Here is a 20,297-nt window from a genome sequence, read left to right on the forward strand (position 1 = left end):
CGTTCACAGAGCGACATCCGCGCGGATCGCGATCATTGACCGGTTGCTGGCCGATCAGCGCGCGCGGCTCGCCGCGAAGCAAGCGCCGGTCGCGCGCCTGATGGCGGCGCTGCAATCGCTCGCGCGGCGTCCCGCGGTGATCAGCATGGTCCAGCCCGGTTCGGTCGACGATCTGGTTCACGTCCGCGCGGTGCTGTCGAGCACGCTGCCGGTCATCCGCGCGCGCACCGCCGATGTCCGCGCCGATCTTGCGCACACGCGGGCGCTGCAGGAACAGGCTGCGCTGGCGACGCGCGCGCTGGCCGAAAGTCGCACACGGCTGGAGGCGCAGCGGCTGGCGCTGACGCGGTTGGAGGCGGAACACCGCTTGCGCTCGCGCACGTTGGGGCGCGATGCGCTGTTCGAATCCGACCGGGCCATCGCGCTCGGCGAAAAGGCCCGCGACATCGTCGATCTGATGGATACGATCGGCAATCAGGCGGCGACGCGGGAGAGCCTGGAATCGCTCCCGGGACCGTTGCCGCGTCCGCCGCGGCCGGGGGAAGTCGCGGCACCGGTCGACCAGGGGCACTGGTCGTCCGCCGCCCCGCCTTATCGTCTGCCGGTCCAGGGCAAAATCGTAACCGGCCTTGGCGAAGTGTCGGCGGCGGGCGTGCGGTCGCGCGGGCTGACGCTTGCGCCACTCGCGGGTGCGCAAGTCGTCGCGCCCGCTGCCGGACGCATCGCCTTTGCCGGGCCGTTTCGGGATTATGGGGCGATCGTCATTATCGATCATGGCGGCGGCTGGACGTCGCTGGTGGCAGGGCTCGGCAGCGTCAGCGTGCGGATCGGCGAAGCCGTCGGGCAGGGCGCGCCGATCGGTCAGGCCCAGCGTGGCGAGGCTCCGCGCGTGACCGTCGAACTGCGGCGGCGCGATCGCGCGGTGGACATGACCGCGCTGATCGGCTGAGTCACGCTGCGTTCAGGGCCACCATGCTTTGCTCTGCGATGAAACCCCGCTACGGTGCGGCGATACCCTCTTGGTCGTACGAGTATCGAAACGATGTCGCGCTTTTCCACCTCGCTGTTTCAGGCCTCCGCAATTGCCGCGGTGCTGGCCATTGTGCCGATCGGCACCAGCGCAATGGCGGCGGTCGACACCGGCACGTACCGCGAAATGTCGGTGTTTCTCGACGTGTTCAACCGGGTGAAGGCGGAATATGTCGACAAGGTCGATGACAAGGTGCTGGTCAAGGGCGCGATCCAGGGAATGCTCGCCGCGCTCGATCCGCACAGCGCATATGAGACCGGGCTCGATTACGACAATCTCAAGATCCAGACGATGGGTAGTTATGGCGGCCTTGGCCTCACCGTCACGATGGAGGATGGCGCGGTCAAGGTGATGTCGCCACAGCCCGATGCGCCGGGCGCGCGCGCCGGGATCAAGTCGGGCGACTATATCACGCATATCGACGGCAAATTGATTTTCGGCGATTCGCTTGATGAATCGATCCAGAAGATGCGCGGCGCGCCGGGCACCAAGGTCGCGCTGACGCTGTTGCGTCCAGGTCGCGACAAGCCGATCCAGGTCACGCTGGTGCGCGAGAAGATCGTGCAGAAGCCGGTCAAATGGAGCGTAAAGGACGGCGTCGGCGTCATCACCATCACCGCCTTTTCGGAACATACCGGGGAGGCGGTTACGGGCGCGATCCGGGGCATCGTCAAGCAACTCGGCCATGATCCGCTCGGTTACATCATCGATTTGCGCGACAATGGCGGCGGCTTGCGCGACGAGTCGATCGCCGTTGCCGACAACTTCCTCAGCAGCGGTGAAATCGTCTCGCAGCGCGGTCGCGACAAGGCCGATATCGAGCCGTTTTACGCCGAATCCTATGTGAAGGGCGATCTGGCGCATGGCGTGCCGATCATCGTGCTGACCAACGCCGGGACCGCGTCCGCGTCGGAAATCGTCGCGGGGGCTCTGCAGGATCACCACCGCGCGCTGGTGATGGGCGAACGCTCGTTCGGTAAGGGGTCGGTGCAGACGGTGATCGATCTTGGCGACAATGCCGCGCTGCGATTGACCACTTCGCGGTATTATACCCCGTCGGGACGATCGGTGCAGGAGGGCGGGATCGAGCCCGATATCGCGGTGCCGCAGCTTTCCGACCCCGATTACAAATCGCGCCCGGTGTTCCGCGAGGATGATTTGCGGCGCCATCTCATCAACGAGGTGAAGGCCAATAACGGGGCTCTGGAGGAGGACGGCAAGGTCGATCCGCGCTTTGCCGCGACGGCGGAAGAGTTGAAGGCCAAGGGGGTCGACGATTTCCAGCTTAGCTACGCGCTGAAAACGCTCGCGCGGCTGTCCTCGACCCAGCAATCCGTGACCGCGGCGAAATAAGCGATGATCCGGGACCGTTTTCGCGCCGCACGTTTGCTCGCGTTGCTGATTCCGCTGGCGTTGCTCGGCGGTGCGCTGGCCTTTCAATATATCGGCAAGCTCTATCCGTGCGAGATGTGCTGGTGGCAGCGGTATCCGCACATCGCGGCGCTTGTGCTGGCGGCGCTGGCGTTTGTCGTGCCGGGACGGGCGGCGCGGACCGCGCTCGTCGGGCTGGCAGCTTTGGCGATTTTGCTGAGCGGCCTGATCGGCGTCTATCATGCCGGGGTCGAATATCATTGGTGGGCGGGCGTTACTGCCTGCACCTCCACCGTATCGGGCCCAATCACGCTCGACAGCATCATGAACGCGCCGATCATCCGCTGCGACGTGGCGCAATGGACGTTGTTCCATATTTCGCTCGCCGGATACAATGCGCTCTTTTCGAGTGCGGGCGCGCTCGCCATCTTCGCGCTGATGCAGAGGAAGGCAGCATGACTCGTTGGAAACCTGGCGACCCGAAGCGTGCAACCGCATCGATGGTACGGGTCGATCAAGCAGGCGAATATGGCGCGACGCGCATCTATGCGGGGCAGCTTGCAGTGCTGGGCGATCGCAGCCCGGCGGCGCGCGCGATTGCCGGCATGGCCAATCAGGAAGAACGCCACCGTGCGTTTTTCGATTCGATGATGGCGCGGCGCAGTGTGCGCCCGACCGTGCTGCAACCGTTTTGGGATGTCGCCGGTTTCGCGCTTGGGGCGGTAACGGCGGCGATGGGTCCTGAAGCCGCGATGGCTTGCACTGCCGCCGTCGAAACGAGATCGACAAGCATTATGCCGAGCAACTCGATGTGCTAGGTGACAGCGATCCGGAGCTTTCGGCCGCCATCCGCGATTTTCAGGCCGAAGAGGTCGAACATCGCGAAACGGCGCTGGCGGCAGGTGCGGAAAACGCTGTCGGGTATCCGTTGCTCAGCGCGGCCATCCGGCTGGGGTGCAAGGTTGCCATCGCGACCGCGAAACGGATTTGACGGGAGACAGGATCATGGCGAACCTGACGACGAAGACAGCGCTGGCGGCGACATTGCTTACGGGCATTGGCCTGGGCGGTTTGGTGCCCGCGCCGCTCGCGGCGCAGAACGTGCCGGTACCGACGCTGGTGATCTACGGCACGCAAAAGTGCCCGACCGATGCCGATGGCAATGAAATCGTGGTGTGCGTCCGCCGCAAGCCTGGCGAGCAGTTCCGCATTCCCAAGGAATTGCGCGAATTGAAGGTCACGCCGGAAAACGAGAGCTGGGCGGCCAAGTCAGCGGCCAATGATCGGGTTGGTGCGACGGGAATCGGCAGTTGCTCGACGGTAGGTGCCGGCGGATCGACCGGCTGCTTCGCGCAGGCCGGCCAACGCTATAAGCGCGAAAAGCAGGACGCCAAAGCTGACCAGCGCGCCATAGAAGCCTCTTTGCCGTAATGGGTTGAGCGTGCAAGTGCGCGAGATGCGAACGGGGCCGTCGCTGATTGGGAGTTGCTCTGCGCTTCCCTTGGGCCGCTCGCTCGGCCAATGGCTGTTCGCCTGATTACATGAGAGAGCCTGACACGACCGTTCGCGCGCCCCATGCGGCGGCGCTTCTGCTGTTCGCGCTGGTGTGGCTGTCGTGCATATGGTTCGGCTCGTTCGAGCTCAATCCCAACAACGCCACACGCCTGTTTGGCGCACTCGCGCTGGTCGAACGCGGTGAGGCGACGATCGATCGCTATGAGACGCTGACGATCGACAAAGCGCAGTTCGCGACCAAGACGGGCACGCATTACTATATGGACAAGGCCCCCGGCATGACGCTGATGGCGGCACCGGTGGTTTGGGCGGCCGACCATTTGGCGGGAGCGCAGTCCTATGACGAGGTGATCGACATCACCAATCTCCGGCTCGCGAATTTCCTGCGGCTTCGCTTGTGGCTGGCGGTGGCATTCGGCGCGGCGGTGTTGACGGCCTTTGCCACCGTGCTGCTGTTCGATTTCGGCACCGGACTCACTGGCAGCCCAGCCGCCGGGCTGTTTGCGGCGCTGGGCTATGCCTTGGGATCGGTGATATGGGGCTGGTCGACCACGATGTTCGGCCACGCTTCGGTCGCGGCGCTGTTTCTGATCGCGACCTGGGCGATCTGGCGCGGCACATCGGGCGCGAAGGAGCTTGGGCGTTGGCGCTATCCGGTGATGGCCGGGTTGGCGCTTGGCTGGGCGGTTGCGGTGGAATTTCAGGCGGCCTTGGGCGGCATTGCCATCGGGCTATGGGCCTTGTGGCGCAGCCGGGGGGCGGTGTGGCCGATGCGGTGGCGATTGTACGCGCTGGCGGTCGCGGCGGCCGTGGTCGCGGTGCTGCCGATGTTGGCCTATAATCAGTTTGCCTTCGGAACCCCGTTCATGACCGGCTATCGCGGCGTGGTCGGGTTTAGCGGGATGAACCAGGGGCTGTTCGGCCTGACCTATCCAAAACCGGAAGCGCTGCTTGGCATTACCCTGGGACTCCGGCGTGGATTGTTCTGGGTGGCACCCGCGCTCGCAATGGGTGCGGCGGGCGTGATCCTATTGCTGCGCGATCGCGCGACGCGCGACCTTGGCGTGCTGGCGGTCGCGGTGATCGTGATCGTACTCTCGCTCAATGCGTCCTACGCTTATTGGGATGGCGGCGCGTCAACCGGGCCGCGCCATTCGGTGCCAGCGATTCCCTTTCTCGCGCTCGGCCTCGCTCCATTCTGGGTATCGCTGCGCTCGCGCGCGGCCAAGCGCTCGGCGGCGGCACTGCTCGCGCTGTCGATGATCGTCAATCTGGTGATCGCATCGACCGACATCTTCGCGCCCGAAAACATGGCGATGCCGGTGTGGACGCGCAATTTTTGTCGGCCTGTTCGCGCACGGCAAGTTCAATACACTGGCCAATGTCTATTGGGGGTGGCAGCCGTGGTTCGGTTTTGCGCTGTATCTCGACGTCGCGCTGCCGACGCTGGCGCTGATCCTGTGGTGGACGCGGCGCGCGGAGCGGGATCGGCAGCGTACGGGGTCAGTATAAGCGGCCGCCATTGGGCACGGGCAGCGTGGGCTGAATCAAGACGACCTCGCCATCCTCGTCGGGAAAGCCCAGCGTCAGCACTTCGGACATCACCGGACCGATCTGGCGCGGTGGAAAATTCACCACCGCGGCCACTTGGCGACCGGGCAATTCCTCCAGCGTGTAGCGTTTGGTAATTTGCGCCGAGGACCGCTTGATCCCGATCTCCGGCCCGAAATCGATCTTCAACCGATAGGCCGGCTTGCGCGCCTCCGGGAAGGGCAAGGCCTCGACGATCGTCCCGACGCGGATGTCGAGCTTCAGGAAATCGTCGAAGGTGGCGCGCTCAGAAATCGACATCGTCATAATGTTTCGGCGGCACGATGCCCTCCATCCGTTCCGACAGCAAGGGACGGAAGCTCGGGCGGCTCTTGAACCCGCGATACCATTTCGCGGTCTGTTCGTGATTCTTCCAGTCGATTCCGCCGAGATAATCGGCGACCGAAATTTGCGCCGCGGCGGCGAGGTCGGCCAGACTCATCGTCGATCCTGCCATCCAATTATGATGGTCGAGCAAATAATCGGTATAATCGAGGTGGCGCACCGCCGCCTTCATCGCGTCGCGCAGGCGGCGCGCATCGGGCGGTTCCTTGGTGACCAGGCGCTTTTCCATGCGTTCGTGCAGCAGCGGCGCGACGATGTCGGCGAAGAACTGCGAATCGAACCAGGCGACGAGACGGCGGATTTCGGCGCGGTTGACCGCCGTGCCGTTGAGCATCGCGTTCTTCTCGACGGTTTCCTCAAGATATTCGCAGATCGCCATCGAATCCATCAGGCGGATGCTGCGCAGCGCGTCGGTCATCACCGGCACCTGGCCCGCCGGGTTCAGGTCAAGAAACTCGTCCCGCTGTTCCCACGGGTTTTCGCGGACGAGTTCGCAGCCGACGCCCTTTTCACCGAGCAGCAGGCGCACCTTGCGCGAGAACGGGCAGAGGGGGAATTGAAAGAGTTGCCACATAGGCCCGTCGTAGAAGCTGCGCGGCGGTGGGGGAAGATGGCTTGGCGCGGGATTCGTTCGATCGACCCCGTCCCGAGATGTCGGACGCCAATCCGGACGTTAGCGTAGCGACTCCATTTCCGCCCGCGTCTGGTCGAGCAGATGATGGATGCGGTCGGAAGTGCGCTTGAGCTCGGCGCTCATGCTGGCGACATCCTGCATCGCACGCCCTGTTGCGGCGATCGCACCGCGTGCGCTTTCGTGCAGGTCGCGGCGGTAATTGGGGTTGGAGCGTGCTGCCAGATCCCCAAGGGTGTTGTCGGGACGGACATTCGCGCGCGGATCGGCATAATGCGCCAGCGGGCCGACATGGGTCTGGAGCAAGGCATCCGCGAATTCGTCGACGGTTGCCGCAAGGCCTTCCTGGACAAGTGGCATCGACAGCGCCGAGCCGAGTTGCTGCGCATCGACTGCGGGCGGTTGCGGTGCGCGGTCCTGCGCGAAGGCTGGCCCCGCCAGGCAGAGTGCGAACACACCGATCAGAAAAGGACGCATGACAACCTCGAATCTGGCCTGGAACATGGGCCGAGCGCGCGAACCGTTAGCATGATTCGCGCGCCCGGTCGATCATTCGGCGGCGATCTGCTCGACCCGGTCGTCGAGTGGATGCGCGAGGCGGGTCAGCATTTCCTTGGGCACCACTTGCCAGAAATGGTCGACCGCGCGGCCCCAATCGTCGAGCAACGCGCCCGACCATTTGCTGTCGGTCGCGGCATGATGCGCGCGCACCAGGCCGAGCAGCACCGCTTCCCAATGCAGCGAGGACAGGCGGTTCCAGGTGATGTTCTCGGGGTTGGCGCGCCGCGCGAAGCTGCCGTCGGCATCATAGATGAACGCCATGCCGCCGGTCATGCCTGCACCGAAATTGGCACCGACCGGGCCGAGCACGACGCGGTGCCGCCGGTCATATATTCGCAGCCATTGGCACCGCAGCCTTCGACCACCACGGTCGCGCCCGAATTGCGCACCGCGAAGCGTTCGCCCGCCTGACCCGCTGCATAGAGCTGCCCGAGGTTGCGCCGTAGAGCACGGTGTTGCCGATGATGGTGTTGTCCTGGCTGGCGAGCGGCGAACTGACCACCGGGCGAACGACGATGTTGCCGCCCGACAGGCCCTTGCCGACATAGTCATTGGCGTCGCCAAACACTTCGAGCGTGATGCCCTTGCACAGGAACGCGCCGAGGCTCTGCCCGGCCGAGCCGCGCAGGCGGACATGGACATGCCCGTCGGCGAGGGCCGACATGCCGAAGGTCCGCGTGATCTCGCTCGACAGCCGAGTGCCGACCGCGCGGTGCGTGTTGCGCACCGAATAGGTCAATTGCATCTTCTCGCGCCGGGTGAAGACGGCGGCGGCGTCCTTTATCATCTGCGCATCGAGGCTGTCGGGCACTTCGTTGCGGCGCGTTTTCAGGCTGAAGCGGCGCTGATCGTCGGGTGCATCGACCTTGGCGAGGATCGGGTTGAGATCGAGGTCATCGAGATGCTCGGCACCACGGCTGACCTGGCGTAGCAATTCGGTGCGGCCGATCACTTCGTCCAAGCTGCGGAAGCCGAGCCGGGCGAGGATGTCGCGCACTTCCTCGGCGATGAAGGTCATCAAATTGATGACCTTTTCGGGCGTACCGCCGAATTTGGCGCGCAAAGCGGCGTCCTGCGTGCACACGCCGACCGGGCAGGTGTTGGAATGGCATTGCCGCACCATGATGCAGCCCATTGCTACCAGCGACAGCGTGCCGATGCCGAACTCTTCCGCGCCCAGGATCGCGGCGATCACGATATCGCGCCCGGTCTTGAGGCCGCCATCGGTGCGCAGCTTGATCCGCCCGCGCAGGCCGTTGAGCGTCAGCGTCTGGTTGACCTCCGACAAGCCCATTTCCCACGGCGTTCCGGCATATTTGATGCTGGTCTGCGGCGAGGCCCCGGTCCCGCCGACATGCCCGGCGATCAGGATGACGTCGGCATGCGCCTTCGCCACGCCCGCCGCCACCGTGCCGATCCCGGCCGAGGAAACGAGCTTCACGCACACGCGCGCGATCGGGTTGATCTGCTTCAGATCATAGATGAGCTGCGCCAGATCCTCGATCGAATAGATGTCGTGATGCGGCGGTGGCGAGATCAGCGTCACGCCCGGCGTCGCATGGCGCAGCTTGGCGATGAACTCGGTCACCTTGAAGCCGGGCAATTGCCCGCCCTCGCCGGGCTTTGCCCCCTGCGCGACCTTGATTTCGATCTCGTCGCAGGCGTTGAGATATTCCGCTGTCACGCCGAAGCGGCCGCTGCGATTTGCTTCACCCCCGAATTGGCGTTGTCGCCATTGGCATAGGTTGATAGCGCGCACTGTCCTCGCCGCCTTCGCCCGACACGGCCTTGGCACCGATGCGGTTCATCGCGATGGCGAGCGTTTCATGCGCTTCCGGGCTGAGTGCGCCCAAGGACATGCCCGGCGTCACGAAACGCTTGCGGATTTCGGTGATCGCCTCGACCTGATCGACCGGCACGCCCTCGGCCGGGAAGTTGAACTGCAGCAGGTCGCGCAGATAGATGGGCGGCAGCCCCTCCACCCCGCGCGAGAATTGCAGATAGGTGGAATAACTGTCGGTCGACACCGCCGTTTGCAGCAAGTGCATGAGTTGCGCGGAATACGCGTGCGTTTCGCCGGTGTGGCGCTGGCGATAGAAGCCGCCGATCGGCAGCGATGCCACCGCCGAGTCATACGCCTTGTCGTGCCGCAACTGCGCGTTGAGGTGGAGCGAGGCATAGCCCTCGCCCGAAATCTTCGCGGGCATCCCCGGGAACAGGTCGTTGACCAGCGCACGGCTGAGGCCGACCGCCTCGAAATTATAGCCGCCGCGATAGCTGGAGATTACCGCGATCCCCATCTTGGACATGATCTTGAGCAGGCCCTCGTCGATCGCGGTGCGATGCCGCGCGAGGCACTGCGCCAGAGTCAGATCCCCGAACAGGCCGCGCGCATGGCGGTCGGCAATCGCGGCCTCGGCGAGATAGGCGTGGACCGTGGTCGCGCCGACACCGATCAGCACCGCATAATAATGCGTGTCGAGGCATTCGGCCGTCTGGATGTTGATGCTGGCATAAGAGCGCAGCCCCATCCGTACGAGGTGCGTATGGACAGCCGCCGCCGCGAGCACGCCGGCGATGCCGATCCGGTCCGGGCCGATGCCCATGTCGCTCAGGAACAATTCGCTCTTGCCCTGACGCACCGCCGTCACCGCTTCGGCACGGATGCGCGCAATCGCGGCGCGCAGCGTCTCGGGGCCGCCACCGGCTTCGAAGGTGCAGTCGATCTCGGCCGCTGTGCGCCGAAATGCGCCTTGAGCTGCGCCCAAGCGGTGCCGTCCAGCACAGGCGATTGCAGCACCAGCACGCCATCGCGCCGATCCTCGGTGTCGAGAATATTGGCCAGGTTGCCGAAGCGCGTCTTGAGCGACATCACATGGCGTTCGCGCAGCGGATCGATCGGCGGGTTGGTGACCTGGCTGAAATTCTGCCGGAAGAACTGGCTGATCAGCCGCGGCTTGTCGGAAATGACCGCGAGCGGGGTATCGTCGCCCATCGAGCCGATCGCTTCCTTGGCGCTTTCGACCATCGGCGCGAGGATCAGCTCCATATCCTCCAGCGTCTGCCCGGCGGCGATCTGGCGGCGTGTCAGCTCGGCGCGCTCGAAATGCGTGATCGCCTCGCCTTCGGGCTGCGGCAGATCGTCGATCCGCTTGAACGCGCCGATCATCGCGGCATAGTCGGCCTCGCCCGCGATGCGGTCCTTGATCGCGCGGTCGTGCAGCAGCACGCCTTCATCAAGGTCGATTGCGAGCATCTGCCCCGGTCCCAGCCGGCCCTTTTCGACCACGGTCGATTCGGGCACGACGACCATGCCGCTTTCGGAGCCAACGATCACCAGACCATCGATCGTGCGGACATAGCGCAAGGGGCGCAGCGCGTTGCGGTCCATGCCCGCCACCGCCCAGCGGCCATCGGTCATCGCCAGTGCGGCGGGTCCGTCCCACGGCTCCATCACGCTCGCCAGATATTGATACATGGCGAGGTGTTCGGGCGGCATGTCGATGCTGTCGGCCATCGCCTCCGGCACCAGCATCAGCTTGGCGGTCGGCGCATCGCGGCCAGAGCGGCAGATCGCCTCGAACACCGCGTCGAGCGCGGCGGTGTCGGATGCGCCCGCCGGGATCACCGGCTTGATGTCCTCGGACTGCTCCCCGAACGACAGGCTCGCCATCTTGATCTCGTGGCTGAGCATCCAGTTCTTGTTGCCGCGAATGGTGTTGATCTCACCATTGTGCGCCAGCGTGCGGAACGGTTGCGCCAGCCACCATTGCGGGAAGGTGTTGGTCGAATAGCGCTGATGGAAGATCGCGACGCGGCTCTCGAAGCGCGGATCGCGCAGATCGGGGTAGAAGATCGACAGCGATTCGGCGAGGAACAGGCCCTTGTAGATGATCGAGCGGCACGACAGCGAGCAGATGTAGAAGCCCTGGATCTGTGCCGCGATGACGCGCTTCTCGATCCGGCGGCGGACGAGATACAGGTTCTTCTCGAACTCGGCGGCGGTCTGGTCGTCGGGCAGGGGCCCCGCGATCATGATCTGTTCGATCTCGGGACGGGTGGCGAGGCCCTTCTGCCCGATCACCGACACGTCGACCGGCACCTGGCGCCAGCCATAAATGGTATAGCCTTCCTCGATGATCGCGCTTTCGACGATCGTGCGGCAGGCTTCCTGCGCGCCGAGATCGGTACGCGGCAGGAAGATCATGCCGACCGCGAGCCGGTTGGGCAGCGGACGGTGGCCCGAGGCGGCGATCGCATCGTCGAAGAATTTGAGCGGCAGATCGATATGCAGGCCAGCGCCGTCGCCGGTCTTGCCATCGGCGTCGACCGCACCGCGATGCCATACGGCCTTCAGCGCATCGATTGCCGACTGCACGACGCGGCGCGAGGGCGTGCCATCGGTCGCCGCGACGAGACCGACGCCGCAAGCGTCGCCCTCAAATTCGGGGCGGTACATGCCGTGTTCGGCGAGATAGGCGCGTTGGTCGATCATTGCGTTTTCACTGGCGGCTGGAGGGCGGTGATTTGCTTAACGAGATCTGCGATGTCGGACTGCACCGTTTTCATCGATTGCGTCATTATGTTGCGTTGCCAGGCGGCGATGTCCGGATCGCTCATGATCGTCATGGAATTCGCCGTGTAAACCTTGCCGGTCGGGGTCGAGAAGAATGCCGACAAATCATGGAGTTGGGATATATCGAACCGACGCGCGTAAGCGTGCGCCATCGCGTCGGCCATTCCGGGCAGGTTTGCGTTTAATACCTGGGTCGATCGAGCGAATTGACGAGCGACAAAGGCATCGAAGATCGTTTTGACGCGCGGGTCCTTGTTAACCGCAGCCGCAAATTCAGGATTGGCCATGAGCGGCTGACGAATGTTGGCGGTCATCGCCGCCATCATACCGTTCATCATTTGCTCCCGGGTGGCCGGGGGGAAGATTTGGTCGATGAGCAAGCGGGCTGCGGCGAGGCGGGCTGGATCAACTGCGGGCACCGCAGCTTCCGACGTTGCGGTCTGGCTGATGGCGGGGGCGGCGGGGGCGAGGATCGCGGCCGCGAGCAAGATCATCCTCTTCACGCCGCTTTCCTCCCTGCGCTCGCCTTCGCCTTCAGATATTTGTGCATGCTCGCCGCGACATCGCGGCCGTCGCGGATCGCCCAGACGACGAGGCTCGCACCGCGCACGATGTCGCCTGCTGCGAACACGCCGTCGAGCGATGTCATCAGCGTTTTGTTATCGACCAGCACGGTGCCCCAGCGCGTCGTGCCGAGTTCGGGTGCACCGAACAGCTTCGGCAGATCCTCGGCATCGAAGCCGAGCGCCTTGATGACGAGATCGGCGGGCAGATCGAAGCCTCCCTCCGGGTCGATTTCGGGCGCGCGGCGGCCCGAGGCGTCGGGTGCGCCGAGGCGCATGCCGCTTGCTTTCACGCCGCCGACCGCCTCACCGCCGGTGAAGCTTTCCGGCGCGGAGAGCCAGACGAACTCGACGCCTTCCTCCTCGGCGTTGTTCACTTCGCGCTGCGAGCCGGGCATGTTGGCGCGGTCGCGGCGGTAGAGGCATTTTACCGACGCCGCATTCTGGCGGATCGCGGTGCGCACGCAATCCATCGCGGTATCGCCGCCGCCGATGACGACGACATGCTTGCCCGCTGCATTGAGGCTGCCGTCATCGAAGGCGGGCACGGCATCGCCGAAATTCTTGCGGTTGGAGGCGGTGAGGAAGGCGAGGGCATCGACCACGCCGTTCTTGTCGACCCCGGGTGCCTTGATCGCGCGGGCGCGGTAGACGCCGGTGGCGATCAGCACCGCGTCATGGCGTTGGCGCAGCTCGTCGAGCGTGGCATCGCGGCCGACCTCGAAATTTTCATGGAAGACGATGCCGCTCGCCTTGAGCCGGTCGACCCGACGCATGACGACGGGCTTTTCGAGCTTGAAGCCGGGGATGCCATAGGTCAGCAGCCCGCCTGCACGATCGTACCGATCATAGACATGCACGTCATAGCCGTTGACGCGCAGATATTCGGCGGCGCTGAGCCCTGCGGGGCCTGCACCGATCACCCCGACCGATTGGCCGCGCGGCGTGCCGGGCACGAGCGGCTCGACCCAGCCTTCTTCCCAGGCGGTATCGGTGATGAACTTCTCGACCGACCCGATCGTCACCGCGCCGTGGCCGGAAAATTCGATGACGCAATTGCCTTCGCACAACCGGTCCTGCGGGCAGATGCGGCCGCAAATCTCGGGCATGGTCGAGGTGGAATTGCTCAGCTCATAGGCTTCGCGCAGGCGCCCTTCTGCGGTGAGGCGCAGCCAGTCGGGGATGTGGTTGTGCAGCGGGCAATGCACCGAGCAATAGGGGACGCCGCATTGCGAGCACCGCCCGGCCTGATCCTCCGCTTCGGGCGCGGCATAGCGCTCGGCGATTTCGCGGAAATCCTCGGCACGGATCTCGGGTTCGCGCTTGGCTGGATAAGCCTGCTCGCGATCGACGAACTTCAGTAGCGACGTGTCGGCCATCTGCGCCCCTTTCGAGGGCGCAGATACCGTGGCTTACGCGGATTGTCACGACCAAAACGGCTTTTAGGACAGCATGTGTGACCTATAAAATGCGTCGTTTGATGTGAGGGGTGCCAAAACCGGTTTTTGTCTAGCTTATATAATTCCGAACCGGCCCTAAATGCTCAAAAGCCATGCGAGGGCGATGCTTCCCGCAACAATCCGATACCAGGCAAAGGGGATGAACCCGAATCGGGTGACGATACCGACAAAGGCTTTCACCACGATCAGTGCCACGACGAAGGCGACCGCGAAGCCGAGTGCGATGGCCGCCAGCCCGACGCCGTGCCCGCTGACCAGCTCATGCCGGTTCTTGACCAGTTCGAGGGTGGTTGCCCCCAGCATGGTCGGGATGGCGAGGAAGAAGCTGAACTCGGCGGCAGTGCGCCGCTCCACCCCCAATGCCAGCGCGCCAAGGATGGTCGCGCCCGAACGGCTGACCCCCGGCACCATCGCCAGACATTGCAGGAAGCCGATGCCGACCACTTTGGGCAGCGGAATATCCGCCACGCCGACGATGTTGCTCTTGGGGGCGAAGCGTTCGACCGCGATGATCGCAAAGCCGCCGACGATCAGCGCGATCGACACCACCTCGGCATTGCCGAGCAGCGCCTCGATCTGCTTGTGGATGGCGAGGCCGATGACGGCGGCGGGGATGAACGCCACCAGCACGTTGCGCACGAAGCGGATCGACACCGGATCGCGCCGCAGCAGCCCCATGCCGACCGCCCAGAAGGTTCGCCAGTACAGCACCACGATCGCCAGGATGGCACCGAGCTGGATGACGATGTTGAACACCTCCCAGCGCGCCGCATCATAGCCCAGCAGCTTGGTCGCCAGGATCAGATGCCCGGTCGAGGAGACGGGCAGGAACTCGGTCACCCCCTCGACAATGCCGAGGAGGATGATGTTGATGATCTCGTTCACGAAAATCCCCTGTTAATCGGCGCTCAGGCCGATGCCGGCACCGCGAACCGTCCGCCCTTGCGATATTGCACCAGCCACCCCGCCGCCACCGCGTCGAGCGGCGTTGGGGTGATTCCCAGCGCGGTTAGCCCGTTCGTGGTGGTAACGACATTATCGTTTGCCAACATCTTCCATTGATCGGATGTGATCGGCGCGCCGGGCAGGAAGCCGAACGCTGCGATCGCCCCGCCAATGGCGTCGGGCAATTCGACGATATGCGGCGTGCGGCGGACCGCCTTGGCGATCCAGCGCACCAGCGCACCCATCGACAGAATGTCGGGGCCGCCCAGCTCCAGCGTCTTGCCCGCCGACAGCGCCGGATTTTCGATCGCGGCGACCACCGCGTCGGCGACGTCGCCAACGTACACTGGCTGGAATTTGGTTCCTGCGCGCAGCACCGGCACGACCGGCGCGCTGGCAATCATCTTGGCGAAGCGATTGATGAATTGGTCCTCGCGGCCGAACACGATCGACGGGCGCAGGATCGTAGCGCTGGGGAAGGCCGCGCGCACCGCCGCCTCGCCCTCGCCCTTGGAACGGCCATAGGCCGAGGGCGATGCGGGATCGGCCCCGATCGCCGAAATCTGCACCAGCTGGGCAACGCCTGCGGCTTTCGCAGCCTCGGCGACGATGCGCGCGCCCTCGACATGCACCCGTTGGAAATCCCCGCCGAGGATGCCGACCAGATTCACCACCGCATCCGACCCGGCGACCGCACGCGCAATCGATTCGGGCTTGGCGAGGTCAGCGGCGACGAATTGCGTCTGGCCGAGCCCGCCCTGCGGCTTCAGAAAGAAGGCTTGGCGCGGATCGCGCTGCGCGATTCGCACGCGCGCGCCCCGTGCGAGCAAGGCTTGCGCGACATAGCGGCCGAGAAAACCCCCGCCGCCAATCAGCGTAACCAGTGTGTCTTTCATGTGGTGCGCCTCGTAAATGCCGTCTGAACCGGTAATTTGTCCCTTGCCCCAGCAACGCCCGTGTTGACAAGGCCGACTCCGCTCCCCTAAGGGCCGCTCCCTACCCAGTGCCCGGATGGCGGAATTGGTAGACGCACCAGCTTCAGGTGCTGGCGCTCGCAAGGGCGTGGAGGTTCGAGTCCTCTTCCGGGCACCATTTGTTTTCTGTTCGTTCCATCTGGGAGCGTCCAGGGACGCCAGGCAAGCGGCTGGCTTCAAAGCACAAATTCATTGACGATCGCTGGCAACCGTCCGGGTTGATCCAGCGGAATTCAGCAAAAGAGACACAAAAGAGGTCTCATTTTGTGTCTGCTGGTGACGTGCTCCCCAGAATTCATGCCATTGGTAATTAGCTCGTCAGTTGGAGACGAGTGATGCGGCGAAGCGATTTACCGAGGATCAGATCATTGGGGTACTGCGCGAGCATGAAGCTGGCGCGAAGACGGCCGATCTGTGCCGGAAGCACGGGATCAGCGATGCAACCTTTTACACCTGGAAGTCGAAGTACGGCGGACTGACGGTGTCCGACGCGGCACGATTGCGAGCGCTGGAAGATGAGAACCGACGGCTGAAGAGGCTGCTGGCGGAATCGATGCTGGACGTGTCGGCGCTGAAGGATCTGCTGGGAAAAAACTGACCCGGTCTGCGGAGCGCTACGCTGCGGTGGAGAAGCTGATGGCCGATCACGGCTTCTCCGAGCGTCGTGCCTGCAGGCTGGTCGGGGTCAATCGGTCGGCGTGGCAATATGAGCCGCTTCGCGGGAAGGACGATGCTGTGCGCGAACGGATGCGCGAGATCGCCAACGAGCGCCGTCGGTTCGGCTATCGTCGGCTGGCGATCCTGCTCAGGCGCGAGGGGGAAGGCATGAACTTGAAGAAGGTGTATCGGCTGTATCGCGAGGAGCGGCTGACGGTGCGCAAGCGTGGCGGCCGCAAGCGGGCGCTCGGCACGCGGGCGCCGATGGCGATCCCGCAGGAACCCAACCAGCGCTGGTCGCTCGACTTCGTATCTGACTCGTTGGCCTGCGGCCGGCGGTTCCGTATGCTCAACGTGATCGACGATTACAGCCGGGAATGCCTGGCGTGCATCGTCGATACCTCGCTGTCAGGTCGGCGCGTCGTCCGCGAGCTGAGCGCCATCGCCGAACGTCGCGGACTGCCGTGCATGGTGGTCAGCGACAATGGCACCGAGCTCACCAGTCACGCCGTTCTCGCCTGGTGCCAGGAGACCGGGGTCGAGTGGCATTACATCGCGCCGGGCAAGCCGCAGCAGAACGGCTTCGTCGAAAGCTTTAATGGTCGCTTGCGCGACGAGTGCCTGAACGAGCACCTGTTCCCATCGCTGGCTGCGGAGACGGATCATTGAGGCATGGCGGACGATCTATAACACCGTGCGTCCGCACAGCAGCCTTGGCGGGTTGGCACCCGCCGAGTTTACGAACCGCCCCCGCCAGCGGCATATGAACACCGAAGCTAAGTTATCAGCGGCCTGAAAATGTGGAGCACGTCAAAAGGGGCCATGGGCATCGGACCAAGAGATGACCGCAATTGTCCGAAGCCGCCACCTCGATAGCGAGGCCCGACGAGATCACAGCGTCGCCTTGCCGATCGAGGCTCCGCCGTCGACGTGGAGTGTCTGGCCGGTGATGAAAGCTGCATCGCCCGAGAGCAAAAAGGCGATGGCTGCGGCGATTTCATCAGGCTTTCCGAGCCGCTGCATGGGAACGCCCGCGAGGTAGCGCCGCTCGCCTTCACTGCCCGGCTGATTGTTGGCGCGGAACAGCTCGGTTTCGGTCGGCCCGGGCGCAACTGCATTGACCGTAACGCCGGTGGTCGCGAGTTCCAGCGCCCAGCTGCGGGTGAAGCTGACGAGCGCCGCCTTCGCCGCTGCATAGGCGGTCCGTTCGAGGCTGCCCAGGATGGTCAGGCTGGAAATGTTGACGATCCGGCCCCAGCCGCGATCCTTCATGCCCGGCAGGATCGCCTGCGCGGCCTGGAGCGCCGGGTGCAGGTTCACCCGCATTACTTCCTCCAGCGCAGCTAGCTCGACTTCGCCGAGCCGCTGCGGACGGACGAGCCCGACATTGTTGATCACGCCATCAAACGCGAAGCGGCGGGTAAGATCGGCGAGTGCTGCATCGGTGGCGGCCGTGTCGGCAAGATCGACGGGTACAAGCGTGCCGGGGAAATCGGCGGTCGCCTGTCGGGCAATGCCGACGACCTGCTGGCCGTCAGCGGCGAGGCGATGGGCGAGCGCGAGGCCAATGCCCTTGCTGGCACCGGTGATGAGGAAGGTTCGGGTCATGGTCTTCTCCGGACAGACGTGCTCCCGGTGCTTTCGCACCCGAAGCGCTACGGGCTTCAGGCAGCGACGTTGGCAGCGCGGCGCAGTGTGGGGAGCATGTCTTCGGGTTCCGGGCGGCGCGTATAGTCCGGGTTCACCTCGGCATAGAGAATCGTGCCATCCTGGCCGATGACGAAGCGCCCCGGCATCGGCAGCGTCCAGCTCGGATCGCCGTTGAACGTCGGCAGATCGTTCTTCAGCGTCTTGTACAGGTCGACCAAATAGTCGGGCATCGCGAAACGCAGGCCGAACGCCGCCGCCACATCGTTGCGCGGGTCCGAAAGGATCGGGAAACCGAGTTCGTTCTGGCGCACGGATTTGCGGCTGTTGACGGCGGTCTGCGGCGAGATGGCGACGAGGCTGGCACCAAGCTTCTTGAACTCGGGCAGCGCCGCCTGGAGCGCCTGCAACTCCATGTTGCAATAGGGGCACCAGACACCGCGGTAGAAGCTGACCACCAGTGGCCCCTTCGCCAGCAGATCGGCGGAAGCGACTGGCGTGCCGTCTGGATCGTTGAGCGTGAAGGCTGGTGCCGCCTCGCCGGCCTTGAGTGCCCGCGCAGCCGCGCCGCTGGCGATCAGTTCGGTGGTCGCGCGGTCCATCGTGTCGATTACCTCGGGCGGCACGGCATAGGGTGGCTTTCCGGCGCGGAAATCGGCTTTGAAGGCATCAAGCCTGGCTTGAAGAGTCATGAGAAGTCTCCTTGGATCGAATGCCGGGAAGCGGAATTAATGGTCTTGCGGAACGAGCGCGCTGACGCGTTCGATCGCACGCTGGACGCCGGGGCGAGCCTCGACCTCGGCATACCAGCGCGCGACGTTGGGCGTGTCGTCGAGCGCGACGCCGGCAAACGCGCGCCGCCACAGCCAACCGAAATGGGCGATGTCCGCTATTGTGAACGCATCGCCCGCGACGAAGCGGCGCTCCGCCAGCACGCGGTCCAGAACCGAAACGGTCCGCTTCGCTTCTGTCGAGAAACGCTCGATGGCGATCGGCTGCGGCTCGGCAGCGAAGCGCTGGAAGAATCCCGACTGGCCGAACGCCGGCCCCAGCCCCGAGGCATGGAAGAACAGCTGCTCGAATACCCACGCGCGCCCTTCGCCGGCCGATGGCATGAGCATTCCGGTCTTTTCGGCGAGATAGATCAGGATCGCGGCGGACTCGGTCAACACCAGCCGCCCGTCGGGACCATCGGGATCGATCAGTACCGGCACCTTGCCATTGGGGTTGAGCGCCAGGAAATCGAGTGCTTTCTGCTCGCCCTGGCGGACATTCACGGAACGCAGCGCATAGTCGAGCCCCAGCTCCTCCAGCGCGATCGGCACTTTGACGCTGTTGGGCGTCGCAAAAGCATAGACTTCTAGCATCGTCATCATCCCGGCGCGCTCCGGACCATCCGGGAGCGCTGCCATGAGATGCCTCTTCGTCGCTCGACAGGGCAGCGGCCTTGAAGCAATAATGCTCATTCCCAGGAGGAATGACGTGGACCGATATCAAGCAATGGCGACTTTCGTCCGCGTGGTGGAAACGGGCTCCTTCTCTGCCGCCGCCCGACATCTGAACGTCGGTCAGCCGGCCGTCTCCAAAACGATCGCACAACTGGAAGACCGGCTTCAGGTCCGCCTGCTGATTCGCTCGACCCACGGCCTGAAGCCCACAGAGGCCGGGCAGCGCTTCTTCGAGCGCGCGCGCTCGGCCATCCGGGAAGCCGACGAGGCCGAACTTGCAGCGCGCGGCGCGGGTGCCGGATTGTCCGGGTGCCTGCGCGTCTCGGCGGCGACGACTTTCGCGCGGCTGCACATCGTGCCGCTACTGCCGCGCTTTCTGGAACAGCATCCCGAACTGGAGATCGACGTGATCCTCGATGACCGCGTCATCGACCTCGTCGCCGAGGGGGTCGACTTGTCATTGCGCATGGGCACGCTGGCGGATTCCACGGCGACCGCGCGCAAACTCGCAACCGGCGGCAGATCGGTGCTGGCCACACCGGCTTATTTCGCGCGCGCCGGGGAACCGAAGAATCCTGCCGACCTCGCCGACCATGAAGCCGTAGTCTACGGCCAGACGGTCAGCGTCTGGTCGTTCAGCTCCGGCGGCACCGAGTCTTCGGTGGCGGTGCGCGGTCGCGTGCGCGTAAGCGCGGCCGAAGGGCTCCGCGCCGCCGTGCTCGCCGACATGGGCGTCACCATCGCCTCGGATTGGATGTTTGCGCCTGAACTGGCGAGCGGCGCGGTGCGGCGCGTCCTGACCGACTGGTCGCTTCCGTCGCTCGACCTGTGGGCCGTGTTCCCTGCGGGCCGAATGGCGAGCGCCAAGGCCCGCGAGTTCGCAAACTTCGTGGAAACGGTGATGGCAGACGGTCATTCCGTGCAGGCATAAAGATTATCACTTCAGGCTGTCATCCGCGTCCATCCGGAATGGCCTAGCTGATC

Annotated in this window: 17 protein-coding genes, 1 tRNA gene and 3 pseudogenes; 8 read left to right on the plus strand and 13 right to left on the minus strand. The window is 64.5% G+C overall.

Annotation, left to right across the window (positions count from 1 at the left end; translation table 11 throughout):
* From NW75_RS02260 to NW75_RS02280, 5 genes and pseudogenes are all read left to right on the plus strand, one after another.
* On the plus strand, positions 1-949 hold a 949-nt coding region (locus NW75_RS02260; protein WP_033963506.1), incomplete at its 5' end, for a murein hydrolase activator EnvC family protein.
* 93 nt (positions 950-1,042) lie between these two features.
* Positions 1,043-2,383, plus strand: coding sequence for a S41 family peptidase (locus NW75_RS02265; RefSeq protein ID WP_033963508.1), 1,341 nt, complete (start codon positions 1,043-1,045; stop codon positions 2,381-2,383).
* A gap of 3 nt (positions 2,384-2,386) precedes the next feature.
* Positions 2,387-2,860 carry a disulfide bond formation protein B gene (locus NW75_RS02270; RefSeq protein WP_033963509.1) on the plus strand — a complete coding sequence of 158 codons (474 nt, stop codon included), beginning with the start codon at positions 2,387-2,389 and terminating at the stop codon, positions 2,858-2,860.
* Positions 2,857-3,392, plus strand: a pseudogene (locus NW75_RS02275) (demethoxyubiquinone hydroxylase family protein). The gene NW75_RS02270 and the pseudogene NW75_RS02275 overlap by 4 nt, the downstream one beginning before the upstream one ends.
* Before the next feature lie 14 nt (positions 3,393-3,406).
* A complete protein-coding gene (locus NW75_RS02280; protein WP_033963511.1) occupies positions 3,407-3,832 on the plus strand; it encodes a hypothetical protein in 426 nt (141 codons plus the stop codon).
* A gap of 1,587 nt (positions 3,833-5,419) precedes the next feature.
* Here the strand turns inward: NW75_RS02280 and NW75_RS02290 are convergent.
* From NW75_RS02290 to NW75_RS02325, 10 genes and pseudogenes are all read right to left on the minus strand, one after another.
* Positions 5,420-5,767 carry a tRNA-binding protein gene (locus NW75_RS02290; RefSeq protein ID WP_081988595.1) on the minus strand — a complete coding sequence of 116 codons (348 nt, stop codon included), beginning with the start codon at positions 5,765-5,767 and terminating at the stop codon, positions 5,420-5,422.
* Positions 5,754-6,425 (minus strand): glutathione S-transferase family protein, encoded by a 672-nt coding sequence (locus NW75_RS02295; protein ID WP_033963514.1) that lies wholly within the window; start codon positions 6,423-6,425, stop codon positions 5,754-5,756. Before NW75_RS02295 ends, NW75_RS02290 begins: the two co-directional genes overlap by 14 nt.
* Before the next feature lie 99 nt (positions 6,426-6,524).
* Entirely contained in the window at positions 6,525-6,959 is a 435-nt protein-coding gene (locus tag NW75_RS02300) for a hypothetical protein (protein ID WP_033963561.1), read from the minus strand.
* Between the two features lie 72 nt (positions 6,960-7,031).
* Positions 7,032-8,838 (minus strand): annotated as a pseudogene (locus NW75_RS28040) (glutamate synthase-related protein).
* Positions 8,753-9,769: a glutamate synthase central domain-containing protein gene (locus tag NW75_RS28045; protein ID WP_443024429.1), complete on the minus strand. Its 1,017-nt coding sequence runs from the start codon at positions 9,767-9,769 to the stop codon at positions 8,753-8,755. The pseudogene NW75_RS28040 and the gene NW75_RS28045 overlap by 86 nt, the downstream one beginning before the upstream one ends.
* On the minus strand, positions 9,691-11,538 hold the full coding sequence (locus NW75_RS28050) for a glutamate synthase central domain-containing protein (RefSeq protein WP_443024428.1): 1,848 nt from the start codon (positions 11,536-11,538) through the stop codon (positions 9,691-9,693). Before NW75_RS28050 ends, NW75_RS28045 begins: the two co-directional genes overlap by 79 nt.
* A complete protein-coding gene (locus NW75_RS02310) occupies positions 11,535-12,113 on the minus strand; it encodes a DUF2059 domain-containing protein (protein WP_137902701.1) in 579 nt (192 codons plus the stop codon). The genes NW75_RS28050 and NW75_RS02310 overlap by 4 nt, the downstream gene beginning before the upstream one ends.
* A gap of 5 nt (positions 12,114-12,118) precedes the next feature.
* The gene (locus tag NW75_RS02315) at positions 12,119-13,561 is read right to left on the minus strand and encodes an NAD(P)-dependent oxidoreductase (protein ID WP_033963516.1); all 1,443 of its coding nucleotides are present in this window, start codon (positions 13,559-13,561) and stop codon (positions 12,119-12,121) included.
* Between the two features lie 156 nt (positions 13,562-13,717).
* Positions 13,718-14,527, minus strand: coding sequence for an undecaprenyl-diphosphate phosphatase (locus tag NW75_RS02320; protein ID WP_033963517.1), 810 nt, complete (start codon positions 14,525-14,527; stop codon positions 13,718-13,720).
* Between the two features lie 23 nt (positions 14,528-14,550).
* Positions 14,551-15,483 (minus strand): complex I NDUFA9 subunit family protein, encoded by a 933-nt coding sequence (locus tag NW75_RS02325; RefSeq protein ID WP_033963518.1) that lies wholly within the window; start codon positions 15,481-15,483, stop codon positions 14,551-14,553.
* Positions 15,484-15,592: 109 nt separating this feature from the next.
* Between NW75_RS02325 and NW75_RS02330 the strand changes: the two genes are divergently transcribed.
* Positions 15,593-15,679: transfer RNA gene (locus tag NW75_RS02330), tRNA-Leu, on the plus strand.
* Between the two features lie 204 nt (positions 15,680-15,883).
* Positions 15,884-17,014: pseudogene (locus NW75_RS02340) on the plus strand (IS3 family transposase).
* 95 nt (positions 17,015-17,109) lie between these two features.
* On the opposite strand, the gene NW75_RS02345 reads toward NW75_RS02340, so the two are convergent.
* The 3 genes from NW75_RS02345 to NW75_RS02355 are packed head-to-tail and all read right to left on the minus strand — an operon-like array spanning position 17,110 to position 19,277.
* On the minus strand, positions 17,110-17,826 hold the full coding sequence (locus NW75_RS02345; protein ID WP_033963520.1) for an SDR family oxidoreductase: 717 nt from the start codon (positions 17,824-17,826) through the stop codon (positions 17,110-17,112).
* 56 nt (positions 17,827-17,882) lie between these two features.
* Positions 17,883-18,557 carry a peroxiredoxin-like family protein gene (locus tag NW75_RS02350; protein WP_033963521.1) on the minus strand — a complete coding sequence of 225 codons (675 nt, stop codon included), beginning with the start codon at positions 18,555-18,557 and terminating at the stop codon, positions 17,883-17,885.
* A 36-nt stretch (positions 18,558-18,593) separates the two neighbouring features.
* Positions 18,594-19,277, minus strand: a complete 684-nt coding sequence (locus NW75_RS02355) for a glutathione S-transferase family protein (RefSeq protein ID WP_231564897.1) — start codon at positions 19,275-19,277, stop codon at positions 18,594-18,596.
* A gap of 88 nt (positions 19,278-19,365) precedes the next feature.
* Between NW75_RS02355 and NW75_RS02360 the strand changes: the two genes are divergently transcribed.
* On the plus strand, positions 19,366-20,244 hold the full coding sequence (locus tag NW75_RS02360; RefSeq protein ID WP_197057694.1) for a LysR family transcriptional regulator: 879 nt from the start codon (positions 19,366-19,368) through the stop codon (positions 20,242-20,244).
* Positions 20,245-20,297: the final 53 nt, after the last annotated feature.

Origin of the sequence: Sphingomonas sp. Ant H11 (assembly GCF_000797515.1) — a bacterium.
Taxonomy (GTDB): Bacteria; Pseudomonadota; Alphaproteobacteria; order Sphingomonadales; family Sphingomonadaceae; genus Sphingomonas.

Coding starts and splice junctions, on each gene's coding strand:
- NW75_RS02265 (WP_033963508.1), top strand. CDS start 1,043: ATGTCGCGCTTTTCCACCTCGCTGTTTCAGGCCTCCGCAATTGCCGCG.
- NW75_RS02345 (WP_033963520.1), bottom strand. CDS start 17,826: ATGACCCGAACCTTCCTCATCACCGGTGCCAGCAAGGGCATTGGCCTC.
- NW75_RS02270 (WP_033963509.1), top strand. CDS start 2,387: ATGATCCGGGACCGTTTTCGCGCCGCACGTTTGCTCGCGTTGCTGATT.
- NW75_RS02295 (WP_033963514.1), bottom strand. CDS start 6,425: ATGTGGCAACTCTTTCAATTCCCCCTCTGCCCGTTCTCGCGCAAGGTG.
- NW75_RS02300 (WP_033963561.1), bottom strand. CDS start 6,959: ATGCGTCCTTTTCTGATCGGTGTGTTCGCACTCTGCCTGGCGGGGCCA.
- NW75_RS02315 (WP_033963516.1), bottom strand. CDS start 13,561: ATGGCCGACACGTCGCTACTGAAGTTCGTCGATCGCGAGCAGGCTTAT.
- NW75_RS28050 (WP_443024428.1), bottom strand. CDS start 11,538: ATGATCGACCAACGCGCCTATCTCGCCGAACACGGCATGTACCGCCCC.
- NW75_RS02350 (WP_033963521.1), bottom strand. CDS start 18,557: ATGACTCTTCAAGCCAGGCTTGATGCCTTCAAAGCCGATTTCCGCGCC.
- NW75_RS02310 (WP_137902701.1), bottom strand. CDS start 12,113: ATGATCTTGCTCGCGGCCGCGATCCTCGCCCCCGCCGCCCCCGCCATC.
- NW75_RS02290 (WP_081988595.1), bottom strand. CDS start 5,767: ATGTCGATTTCTGAGCGCGCCACCTTCGACGATTTCCTGAAGCTCGAC.
- NW75_RS02355 (WP_231564897.1), bottom strand. CDS start 19,277: ATGGCAGCGCTCCCGGATGGTCCGGAGCGCGCCGGGATGATGACGATG.
- NW75_RS02325 (WP_033963518.1), bottom strand. CDS start 15,483: ATGAAAGACACACTGGTTACGCTGATTGGCGGCGGGGGTTTTCTCGGC.
- NW75_RS02280 (WP_033963511.1), top strand. CDS start 3,407: ATGGCGAACCTGACGACGAAGACAGCGCTGGCGGCGACATTGCTTACG.
- NW75_RS02360 (WP_197057694.1), top strand. CDS start 19,366: ATGGCGACTTTCGTCCGCGTGGTGGAAACGGGCTCCTTCTCTGCCGCC.